We start from the raw sequence: 10,779 nt of genomic DNA on the forward strand, positions 1-10,779 counted from the left end.
GGATAACGTAACGCTGATTTCACTTTGTCGGTCAACTGACGCTGGGCTTTTTGCTGACGCGCCAGTTCAAAGCAGCATTCATCCAGCTTACCGGTCAGTTCACCCGTGCGGATCATCGCCTGATAGAGTGGCGGAAATACCTCTGACCAGGGTAATAAGGCATTGGAAAAAGCAATGCCCTGTTCGAGATCGTGCGCCAGCGATTGCAGCAACGCTTGCCATTGCTTACTGGGATGCTGTTCCGCCAGCAGTGCCAGCCCTTCAGAAAGCGTTAACCCGGCTTTGAGTAGCGTCGCCAGTTGATGAATGACTTCCGCGCTTTTATCTCCTCGCCACTGCGCAGAATTGATGGCGATTCGCTTCAGGCTAAGTGGGGTAACCATCTGTTGCTGTAGTGCCATGAGCAGCAAAGCACGGCTCTCTGCCCATAGCATCCCATCTTGCGCATTGCCGTCGCCGGTTATGCCATGCCAGCGCCAGAGTTGCTTACTCGCCATGCGGCATCCCCAGTACGCGGATTAACTCTTCAAAGGTGGTTAAGCCTTGCTCCACGGCCAGGCAGCCGTTTTCAAAAAGCGTACGCATACCCGCCTGTCGTGCGTGCGTTTCCAGCGATTCAACGTCGGTATTAGCGGAAATAAGCTGACGAATGACCGGCGTTATGGGCAGAACTTCAAATAAGGCCGTACGACCATAAAAACCGTGGTAGCAATGTACACAACCGGGTGCCTGCCAGTGGGGCAGCGGCGATGGCCATACATTGTCTGGAATGTGGATGGGCTCCCCTTGCTGCCGGCGACAATGTGGGCAAAGTTTGCGTACCAGACGCTGGGCTATTACCAGCGTAAGCGCCGATGATAGCATCCAGCGGGCGACCCCCATTTGCTGTAAACGTACCAGCGTTTCGCAGGTGGAATTAGTGTGTAGGGTAGACAACACCAGGTGACCAGTTTGCGCCGCTTTAATAGCGATCTCTGCTGTTTCGCCATCGCGGATCTCTCCGATCATGATGACGTCAGGATCCTGGCGCAATAACGCACGCAACACGCCCTGAAAGGTGAGTCCGGCACGCGGATGGATTTGCGTCTGGTTTAGTCCGGCTATGGGGATCTCAACCGGATCTTCGACGCTACAAATATTAATGTCAGCGGTATTCAGCGTTTGCAGGGCACTATAAAGCGTGACCGTTTTGCCGCTGCCTGTAGGGCCAGTTACCAGCACCAGTCCCTGTGGTTGTTGCAAGGCATGAGCAAAGTCCGCCAGTTGTAACGGCTGCATTCCAAGCGTGTTGACATCCAGTGCCTGACCCACCTGCTGTAACAACCTTAATACCACCTTTTCACCACCCCGACATGGTAAGGTCGCAATACGAAATGAGACGGCGTTTCCTGCCAGTTCGACAGTGAATTGCCCGTCCTGCGGCAGGCGATGTTCCGCAATATCCAGGTTTCCCAGCACTTTTAATCTGGCGGTTAATGCGACTCCGGCATCCGGTGAAACATCCGGTAAAGGATGCAATACGCCGTCGATACGCAAGCGGATGCGGTAGGCATTGTCCGCTGGTTCGATATGAATATCAGACGCGCGTTGTTCCAGCGCAGATTGTAACGTTCGAGCTAGCAACTCTGCTTTGGGCTGATGCTTCTCCTGAACAGCTACGGGCAATGTCTGTTGTGTGCGACTGGCGTGACCTTCCATTTGTTGGCGCGTCCAGCAGGTGATCTCAATACGTTTGGTGGTAGCGAAATGCAATGCGTCCAGCAACTCATGTGAGGGGGCATCGACCACCGCAACATGAACCACTTCTTCGCTGGCATCCAGCAAGACTCCCTGATAACGCAGACACAGGGCCGTGAGCTGTGGAATATTCATTGCCGCTCCTTAGTTGGCGTCATCAAAGCGGAAGACATCTTCGCAGGCTTGCTGCAATGCGCTGTCACTTTGAATATTGCAGTTGCGCGTCCAGCCGGTGACGCCGTTTGCGTTATCCCAACCCGGTGTCATGACGACGCTTAGTCCATTGAGACTTTCTTGCCCGGTCAGCGACACCACGCCTTTTGCCACACTCATGGCTGAAACATAGTGGGTGGTGGTAGGCGAGGGAATGCCATTGCTGCCACCGTCGCAGGTATCTAATCCACCATGTTCCAGCGCGCACAACTCTACGGCGGTACGGTAAGGCACAAAGGTTTGTAGCATGTCGGTGAGTGCGGCTTTGCGCAGGTAGTTTTGATAAGCGGGAATACCAATGGCGCTTAAAATGGCAATGATGCCAATAACCACCATCAGTTCGATAAGTGTAAAACCGCGTTGCTTGTCCATCTGTTTCGCTCCTTGATTTGGTTGGCGCTACTTTGGCAAACGCCATCAGCACAGGCGAGGGGCAAAAAACGAAACGGGAAAGCAGATTCCGAGGTTTTTTATTTCGTTGCAGCGAAAGACAAGAAATTTGCGAGGCGTTACGAAGAAAGTTGGGGAAGGGGAGATTATCCGCCCGCGATGGAGCGGATAAATCTGTCAACTATTAGCGAAAACGCATTGAAAGGTCGAGTGCTTGTACGTGTTTAGTTAGCGCACCGACGGAGATAAAGTCCACGCCCATTTCGGCAAATTCACGCAGTGTTTTGTCAGTGACGTTGCCAGACACTTCCAGTAGCGCCTTGCCGTTGGTGCGTTTGACGGCTTCGCGCATCTGTTCTGTTTCGAAGTTATCCAGCATGATGATATCGGCTCCTGCTTTCAGGGCTTCATCAAGTTCTTCCAGATTCTCTACTTCGACTTCTACTGGCGCATCCGGGTGCAGCCAGGACGCTTTTTCGACCGCCTGGCGCACTGAGCCGGAGGCAATAATATGGTTTTCTTTGATCAGGAAGGCATCAGAAAGCCCCAGACGGTGATTCGCTCCGCCGCCGCAAAGTACCGCGTATTTCAGAGCTGAACGCAGGCCGGGTAAGGTTTTGCGCGTATCCAACAACTGCGTGTTGGTGCCTTCCAGCAATTCGACATAGTGGCGTACCTTACTGGCAACTCCTGAAAGGGTTTGCACAAAATTAAGCGCAGTGCGTTCGCCCGTTAACAGCACGCGGGATGGGCCTTCAAGTTCGAACAAGGATTGATTGGCATTGATGACATCGCCGTCATCCACATGCCAGATTATGGTGACATCGTCGCCTGCCAGTTGAATAAACACCTCTTCAACCCAGCGTTTGCCGCAAAAGACGCCATTCTCGCGGGTGATCACCGTGGCATGAGAGCGAGAATTTTCCGGTAAAAGTTTTGCCGTAATATCATTGTTGGCATCGACTGTTCCGCCTAAATCTTCCCGCAGCGCCTGGGCTACCGCGCCGGGGATATCGAGATTAATGCGTTCCAGCAGCTCGTCACGTCGGGTGTCAGGGTTATAGCGGCGAGGCGGCATGTTAAAACTCCAGATAGCTAACGAATCATAAGGTAGAAACATGCTACTCTGAACCGGGTATTAGCACCACATATAAGGAGATCCTGCATGTTGTTAGAACAGGGGTGGCTGGTTGGCGCGCGCCGCGTTCCCTCACCACATTACGATTGCCGCCCGGATGACGAAACACCCACCCTGCTGGTGGTGCACAATATTAGCCTGCCGCCAGGCGAGTTTGGCGGTCCGTGGATCGACGCATTATTCACTGGAACTATTGATCCGCAGGCACATCCTTTCTTTGCTGAGATCGCCCATTTGCGCGTCTCCGCTCACTGTTTGATTCGCCGTGATGGTGAAATAGTCCAGTATGTTCCTTTCGATAAACGTGCATGGCATGCGGGAGTCTCTCAGTATCAGGGGCGCGAACGCTGCAATGATTTTTCTATTGGGATTGAGCTTGAAGGCACCGATACGCTGGCGTATACCGATGCGCAGTATCAACAGCTTGCGGCGGTTACGCGGGCACTGATTGATTGCTATCCGGATATCGCTAAAAACATGACGGGCCATTGTGATATTGCGCCGGATCGGAAAACCGATCCCGGTCCTGCATTTGATTGGGCACGGTTTCGTGTGCTGGTCAGCAAGGAGACAACATGACGCTATTTACAACCTTACTGGTGTTAATTTTCGAGCGCCTGTTTAAGTTGGGCGAGCACTGGCAGCTTGATCATCGTCTTGAAGCGTTCTTTCGGCGGGTGAAACATTTTTCTCTCGGGCGCACGTTAGGCATGACCATTATTGCGATGGGCGTGACTTTTTTACTGTTACGCGCATTGCAGGGAGTATTGTTCAACGTTCCCACGCTACTGGTGTGGCTGCTGATTGGTTTGCTGTGTATTGGCGCAGGTAAAGTTCGTCTTCATTATCATGCTTATCTGACAGCTGCTTCACGTAATGATAGCCATGCCCGTGCCACGATGGCTGGCGAACTCACCATGATTCACGGCGTCCCGGCAGGCTGCGACGAACGTGAGTATTTGCGTGAGCTGCAAAATGCATTGCTGTGGATTAACTTTCGTTTTTATCTTGCACCGCTGTTCTGGCTGATTGTGGGGGGAACCTGGGGACCCGTTACGCTGATGGGGTATGCGTTTTTGCGTGCATGGCAATACTGGCTGGCGCGATATCAGACGCCGCATCATCGTTTACAGTCCGGCATTGATGCCGTGCTTCATGTACTGGATTGGGTGCCGGTTCGTCTTGCGGGTGTGGTATATGCCTTGATCGGTCATGGTGAGAAAGCGTTACCGGCCTGGTTTGCTTCGCTGGGTGATTTCCATACTTCGCAGTATCAGGTGTTAACGCGTCTGGCGCAGTTCTCTCTGGCGCGTGAACCGCATGTCGATAAGGTGGAGACGCCGAGGGCAGCGGTTTCAATGGCGAAGAAAACCTCGTTCGTGGTCGTGGTGGTGATTGCACTACTGACGATTTACGGGGCGTTGGTGTAAAGATTATTGCCCTCACCCTGTACGGGTGAGGGCGTAGAGAGATTAATGCGCTTTTACGGCTTTGGCGGTTTTCTCTTTAAACAGATAGCCGATACCTAACACGATCAGCCATACCGGGATCAGGTATACCGAAATCGCCATTCCTGGGGTCATCAGCATAATCACCAGTACCGCCGCCATAAACAGCAGGCAGATCCAGTTACCCAGCGGATAAAGCAGAGCAGGGAAGTGAGTTACCACGCCTTGTTCCTGCTTGGCGCGACGGAATTTCATATGCGCCAGGCTAATCATCGCCCAGTTGATTACCAGTGCAGATACCACCAGCGCCATTAACAGTCCGAAAGCGGACTCTGGGGCAAGGTAGTTAATCAGTACGCACAACGCCGTTACCAGTGCAGACACCAGAATGGTATTTACTGGTACACCACGTTTATCGACAGACGCCAGCGCTTTTGGCGCATTACCCTGTTGTGCCAGACCAAACAGCATACGGCTGTTGCAATATACGCAGCTGTTGTACACGGAGAGCGCCGCAGTCAGTACCACGATGTTCAGCGCATTCGCCACAAAGGTATCGCCTAACTCGTGGAAGATCAGCACAAACGGACTGGTATCGGCGGTAACGCGGGTCCACGGCATCAGTGAGAGCAGAACGGCTAACGAACCAATATAGAAAATCAGGATGCGGTAGATAACCTGGTTAGTTGCTTTCGGTATACTTTGCTCCGGGTTATCAGCTTCTGCTGCGGTGATCCCCACCAGTTCCAGACCACCGAACGAGAACATGATAATCGCCATCATCATCACCAGCCCGGTGAAGCCGTGCGGCAGGAAACCACCCTGATCCCACAGGTTGCTAACGGTCGCCTGCGGGCCGCCGTTGCCACTGAATAGCAGCCAGCCGCCGAAGATGATCATCGCTACCACCGCGATAACTTTGATAATGGCAAACCAGAACTCCATCTCGCCAAACACTTTAACGTTGGTCAGGTTGATGGCGTTAATCACCACAAAGAATACGGCGGCAGAAACCCAGGTGGGGATTTCCGGATACCAGAACTGAATGTATTTACCCACGGCAGTCAGCTCAGCCATGGCAACTAAAACGTACAGTACCCAGTAGTTCCAGCCAGAGGCGAAACCGGCAAAACTGCCCCAGTATTTATAAGCAAAGTGGCTAAAGGAGCCTGCGACAGGTTCTTCGACCACCATTTCACCCAGCTGACGCATGATCAGAAAGGCGATAAAACCAGCAATGGCGTAACCCAGGATAATCCCTGGCCCTGCGGACTGTATTACGGAGGCGCTACCCAGGAATAACCCGGTCCCTATCGCGCCACCCAGCGCGATAAGCTGAATATGGCGGTTTTTAAGGCCGCGCTTTAGCTGCTCGCCGTGCTGTTGACCTTCCATCATGAAACCTCGTGCGGTGGTTGTTTTTTTGATCTACGCAGTGATGCGTGTGTAAGTTTGCAATTCCGTTTGTTGTATTAATTTGTTTACATCAAAGAAGTTTGAATTGTTACAAAAAGACTTCCGTCAGATCAAGAATAATGGTATGCAGCAGCGAATGCACCCGCTTTATGCATGGTTGAAGATGAGTTGCTTAAAAAGAAACCGTTTGTAAAGCTCAGCCTCAACCCCTCTCAATATGTAGAATGAATTTAAATTCGTTTTAATTGAATTAAAAATCACAAAATTGGTAAGTGAATCGGTTCAATTCGGATTTTTATAGTTTAATAATCGTTAAAAAACTCCTTTCCTACGTAAAGTCTACATTTGTGCATAGTTACAACTTTGAAACGTTATATATGTCAAGTTGTTAAAATGTGCACAGTTTCATGATTTCAATCAAAACCTGTATGGACATAAGGTGAATACTTTGTTACTTTAGCGTCACAGACATGAAATTGGTAAGACCAATTGACTTCGGCAAGTGGCTTAAGACAGGAACTCATGGCCTACAGCAAAATCCGCCAACCAAAACTCTCCGATGTGATTGAGCAGCAACTGGAGTTTTTGATCCTCGAAGGCACTCTCCGCCCGGGCGAAAAACTCCCACCGGAACGCGAACTGGCAAAACAGTTTGACGTCTCCCGTCCCTCCTTGCGTGAGGCGATTCAACGTCTCGAAGCGAAGGGCTTGTTGCTTCGTCGCCAGGGTGGCGGCACTTTTGTCCAGAGCAGCCTATGGCAAAGCTTCAGCGATCCGCTGGTGGAGCTGCTCTCCGACCATCCTGAGTCACAGTATGACTTGCTCGAAACACGACACGCCCTGGAAGGTATCGCCGCTTATTACGCCGCGCTGCGTAGTACCGATGAAGACAAGGAACGCATCCGTGAACTCCACCACGCCATAGAGCTGGCGCAGCAGTCTGGCGATCTGGACGCGGAATCAAACGCCGTACTCCAGTATCAGATTGCCGTCACCGAAGCGGCCCACAATGTGGTTCTGCTTCATCTGCTAAGGTGTATGGAGCCGATGTTGGCCCAGAATGTCCGCCAGAACTTCGAATTGCTCTATTCGCGTCGCGAGATGCTGCCGCTGGTGAGTAGTCACCGCACCCGCATATTTGAAGCGATTATGGCCGGTAAGCCGGAAGAAGCGCGCGAAGCATCGCATCGCCATCTGGCCTTTATCGAAGAAATTTTGCTCGACAGAAGTCGTGAAGAGAGCCGCCGTGAGCGTTCTCTGCGTCGTCTGGAGCAACGAAAGAATTAGTGATTTTTCTGGTAAAAATTATCCAGAAGATGTTGTAAATCAAGCGCATATAAAAGCGCGGCAACTAAACGTAGAACCTGTCTTATTGAGCTTTCCGGCGAGAGTTCAATGGGACAGGTTCCAGAAAACTCAACGTTATTAGATAGATAAGGAATAACCCATGTCAGAACGTTTCCCAAATGACGTGGATCCGATCGAAACTCGCGACTGGCTCCAGGCGATCGAATCGGTCATCCGTGAAGAAGGTGTTGAGCGTGCTCAGTATCTGATCGACCAACTGCTTGCTGAAGCCCGCAAAGGCGGTGTAAACGTAGCCGCAGGCACAGGTATCAGCAACTACATCAACACCATCCCCGTTGAAGAACAACCGGAGTATCCGGGTAATCTGGAACTGGAACGCCGTATTCGTTCAGCTATCCGCTGGAACGCCATCATGACGGTGCTGCGTGCGTCGAAAAAAGACCTCGAACTGGGCGGCCATATGGCGTCCTTCCAGTCTTCCGCAACCATTTATGATGTGTGCTTTAACCACTTCTTCCGTGCACGCAACGAGCAGGATGGCGGCGACCTGGTTTACTTCCAGGGCCACATCTCCCCGGGCGTGTACGCTCGTGCTTTCCTGGAAGGTCGTCTGACTCAGGAGCAGCTGGATAACTTCCGTCAGGAAGTTCACGGCAATGGCCTCTCTTCCTATCCGCACCCGAAACTGATGCCGGAATTCTGGCAGTTCCCGACCGTATCTATGGGTCTGGGGCCGATTGGTGCTATTTACCAGGCTAAATTCCTGAAATATCTGGAACACCGTGGCCTGAAAGATACCTCTAAACAGACCGTTTACGCGTTCCTCGGCGACGGTGAAATGGACGAACCGGAATCCAAAGGTGCGATCACCATCGCTACCCGTGAAAAACTGGATAACCTGGTCTTCGTTATCAACTGTAACCTGCAGCGTCTTGACGGCCCGGTCACCGGTAACGGCAAGATCATCAACGAACTGGAAGGCATCTTCGAAGGTGCTGGCTGGAACGTGATCAAAGTGATGTGGGGTAGCCGTTGGGATGAACTGCTGCGTAAAGATACCAGCGGTAAACTGATCCAGCTGATGAACGAAACCGTTGACGGCGACTACCAGACCTTCAAATCGAAAGATGGTGCGTACGTTCGTGAACACTTCTTCGGTAAATATCCTGAAACCGCAGCACTGGTTGCAGACTGGACTGACGAGCAGATCTGGGCACTGAACCGTGGTGGTCACGATCCGAAGAAAATCTACGCTGCATTCAAGAAAGCGCAGGAAACCAAAGGCAAAGCGACAGTAATCCTTGCTCATACCATTAAAGGTTACGGCATGGGCGACGCGGCTGAAGGTAAAAACATCGCGCACCAGGTTAAGAAAATGAACATGGACGGCGTGCGTCACATCCGCGACCGTTTCAATGTGCCGGTGTCTGATGCAGATATCGAAAAACTGCCGTACATCACCTTCCCGGAAGGTTCTGAAGAGCATACCTATCTGCACGCACAGCGTCAGAAACTGCACGGTTATCTGCCAAGCCGTCAGCCGAACTTCACCGAGAAGCTTGAGCTGCCGAGCCTGCAAGACTTCGGCGCGCTGCTGGAAGAGCAGAGCAAAGAGATCTCTACCACTATCGCTTTCGTTCGTGCCCTGAACGTAATGCTGAAGAACAAGTCGATCAAAGATCGTCTGGTACCGATCATCGCCGACGAAGCGCGTACTTTCGGTATGGAAGGTCTGTTCCGTCAGATTGGTATTTACAGCCCGAACGGTCAGCAGTACACCCCGCAGGACCGCGAGCAGGTTGCTTACTATAAAGAAGACGAGAAAGGTCAGATTCTGCAGGAAGGGATCAACGAGTTGGGCGCAGGTTGTTCCTGGCTGGCAGCGGCGACCTCTTACAGCACCAACAATCTGCCGATGATTCCGTTCTACATCTATTACTCGATGTTCGGCTTCCAGCGTATCGGCGATCTGTGCTGGGCGGCTGGCGACCAGCAAGCGCGTGGCTTCCTGATCGGCGGTACTTCCGGTCGTACCACCCTGAACGGTGAAGGTCTGCAGCACGAAGATGGTCACAGCCACATTCAGTCGCTGACTATCCCGAACTGTATCTCTTACGACCCGGCTTACGCTTACGAAGTTGCTGTCATTATGCATGACGGTCTGGAGCGTATGTACGGTGAAAAACAAGAGAACGTTTACTACTACATCACTACGCTGAACGAAAACTACCACATGCCGGCAATGCCGGAAGGTGCTGAGGAAGGTATCCGTAAAGGTATCTACAAACTCGAAACCATTGAAGGTAGCAAAGGTAAAGTTCAGCTGCTGGGCTCCGGTTCCATCCTGCGTCACGTCCGTGAAGCGGCAGAGATCCTGGCGAAAGATTACGGCGTAGGTTCTGACGTTTATAGCGTGACCTCCTTCACCGAACTGGCGCGAGATGGTCAGGATTGTGAACGCTGGAACATGCTGCACCCGCTGGAAACTCCGCGCGTTCCGTATATCGCTCAGGTGATGAACGACGCTCCGGCAGTGGCATCTACCGACTATATGAAACTGTTCGCTGAGCAGGTCCGTACTTACGTACCGGCTGACGACTACCGCGTACTGGGTACTGATGGCTTCGGTCGTTCCGACAGCCGTGAGAACCTGCGTCACCACTTCGAAGTTGATGCTTCCTACGTGGTTGTAGCGGCGCTGGGCGAACTGGCTAAACGTGGCGAAATCGATAAGAAAGTGGTTGCTGACGCAATCGCCAAATTCAACATCGATGCAGATAAAGTTAACCCGCGTCTGGCGTAAGAGGTAAAAGAATAATGGCTATCGAAATCAAAGTACCGGACATCGGGGCTGATGAAGTTGAAATCACCGAGATCCTGGTCAAAGTGGGCGACAAAGTTGAAGCCGAACAGTCGCTGATCACCGTAGAAGGCGACAAAGCCTCTATGGAAGTTCCGTCTCCGCAGGCGGGTATCGTTAAAGAGATCAAAGTCTCTGTTGGCGATAAAACCCAGACCGGCGCACTGATTATGATTTTCGATTCCGCCGACGGTGCAGCAGACGCTGCACCTGCTCAGGCAGAAGAGAAGAAAGAAACAGCTCCGGCAGCAGCACCAGCGGCTGCAGCG

At 52.1% G+C, this 10,779-nt stretch carries 10 protein-coding genes; 5 read left to right on the top strand and 5 right to left on the bottom strand.

All coding sequences use genetic code 11. The features are described 5' to 3' along the window. The 4 genes from QZF50_RS20490 to nadC form a co-directional block, all read right to left on the bottom strand. On the bottom strand, positions 1–497 hold a 497-nt coding region (locus tag QZF50_RS20490), incomplete at its 3' end, for a type II secretion system F family protein (protein WP_290388966.1). After that, the gene (gene gspE, locus QZF50_RS20495) at positions 487–1,872 is read right to left on the bottom strand and encodes a type II secretion system protein GspE (protein WP_001470984.1); all 1,386 of its coding nucleotides are present in this window, start codon (positions 1,870–1,872) and stop codon (positions 487–489) included. The genes QZF50_RS20490 and gspE, both read right to left, overlap by 11 nt. Before the next feature lie 9 nt (positions 1,873–1,881). Then, positions 1,882–2,322, bottom strand: a complete 441-nt coding sequence (gene ppdD / locus QZF50_RS20500) for a prepilin peptidase-dependent pilin (protein ID WP_000360895.1) — start codon at positions 2,320–2,322, stop codon at positions 1,882–1,884. A gap of 202 nt (positions 2,323–2,524) precedes the next feature. Next, entirely contained in the window at positions 2,525–3,418 is an 894-nt protein-coding gene (gene nadC / locus QZF50_RS20505) for a carboxylating nicotinate-nucleotide diphosphorylase (RefSeq protein WP_061892088.1), read from the bottom strand. An 87-nt stretch (positions 3,419–3,505) separates the two neighbouring features. Between nadC and ampD the strand changes: the two genes are divergently transcribed. Then, positions 3,506–4,057, top strand: coding sequence for a 1,6-anhydro-N-acetylmuramyl-L-alanine amidase AmpD (gene ampD, locus QZF50_RS20510; protein WP_000923721.1), 552 nt, complete (start codon positions 3,506–3,508; stop codon positions 4,055–4,057). After that, complete coding sequence (gene ampE, locus QZF50_RS20515) at positions 4,054–4,908, top strand: beta-lactamase regulator AmpE (protein ID WP_000172006.1); 855 nt, start codon at positions 4,054–4,056, stop codon at positions 4,906–4,908. Before ampD ends, ampE begins: the two co-directional genes overlap by 4 nt. A gap of 42 nt (positions 4,909–4,950) precedes the next feature. Here the strand turns inward: ampE and aroP are convergent, their stop codons facing one another. Beyond that, complete coding sequence (aroP, locus tag QZF50_RS20520) at positions 4,951–6,324, bottom strand: aromatic amino acid transporter AroP (protein ID WP_000969914.1); 1,374 nt, start codon at positions 6,322–6,324, stop codon at positions 4,951–4,953. Between the two features lie 540 nt (positions 6,325–6,864). Here aroP and pdhR point away from each other — a divergent pair. The 3 genes from pdhR to QZF50_RS20535 all read left to right on the top strand — a co-directional run. After that, positions 6,865–7,629 (top strand): pyruvate dehydrogenase complex transcriptional repressor PdhR, encoded by a 765-nt coding sequence (gene pdhR / locus QZF50_RS20525; protein WP_000331776.1) that lies wholly within the window; start codon positions 6,865–6,867, stop codon positions 7,627–7,629. Positions 7,630–7,789: 160 nt separating this feature from the next. Further along, complete coding sequence (aceE, locus tag QZF50_RS20530) at positions 7,790–10,453, top strand: pyruvate dehydrogenase (acetyl-transferring), homodimeric type (protein WP_000003820.1); 2,664 nt, start codon at positions 7,790–7,792, stop codon at positions 10,451–10,453. A 14-nt stretch (positions 10,454–10,467) separates the two neighbouring features. Beyond that, on the top strand, positions 10,468–10,779 hold a 312-nt coding region (locus QZF50_RS20535; protein ID WP_290388967.1), incomplete at its 3' end, for a biotin/lipoyl-containing protein.

It is taken from the genome of uncultured Escherichia sp. (genome assembly GCF_948475835.1).
Lineage (GTDB): Bacteria > Pseudomonadota > Gammaproteobacteria > Enterobacterales > Enterobacteriaceae > ECMA0423.

Coding starts and splice junctions, on each gene's coding strand:
- gspE (WP_001470984.1), bottom strand. CDS start 1,872: ATGAATATTCCACAGCTCACGGCCCTGTGTCTGCGTTATCAGGGAGTC.
- ppdD (WP_000360895.1), bottom strand. CDS start 2,322: ATGGACAAGCAACGCGGTTTTACACTTATCGAACTGATGGTGGTTATT.
- nadC (WP_061892088.1), bottom strand. CDS start 3,418: ATGCCGCCTCGCCGCTATAACCCTGACACCCGACGTGACGAGCTGCTG.
- ampD (WP_000923721.1), top strand. CDS start 3,506: ATGTTGTTAGAACAGGGGTGGCTGGTTGGCGCGCGCCGCGTTCCCTCA.
- ampE (WP_000172006.1), top strand. CDS start 4,054: ATGACGCTATTTACAACCTTACTGGTGTTAATTTTCGAGCGCCTGTTT.
- aroP (WP_000969914.1), bottom strand. CDS start 6,324: ATGATGGAAGGTCAACAGCACGGCGAGCAGCTAAAGCGCGGCCTTAAA.
- pdhR (WP_000331776.1), top strand. CDS start 6,865: ATGGCCTACAGCAAAATCCGCCAACCAAAACTCTCCGATGTGATTGAG.
- aceE (WP_000003820.1), top strand. CDS start 7,790: ATGTCAGAACGTTTCCCAAATGACGTGGATCCGATCGAAACTCGCGAC.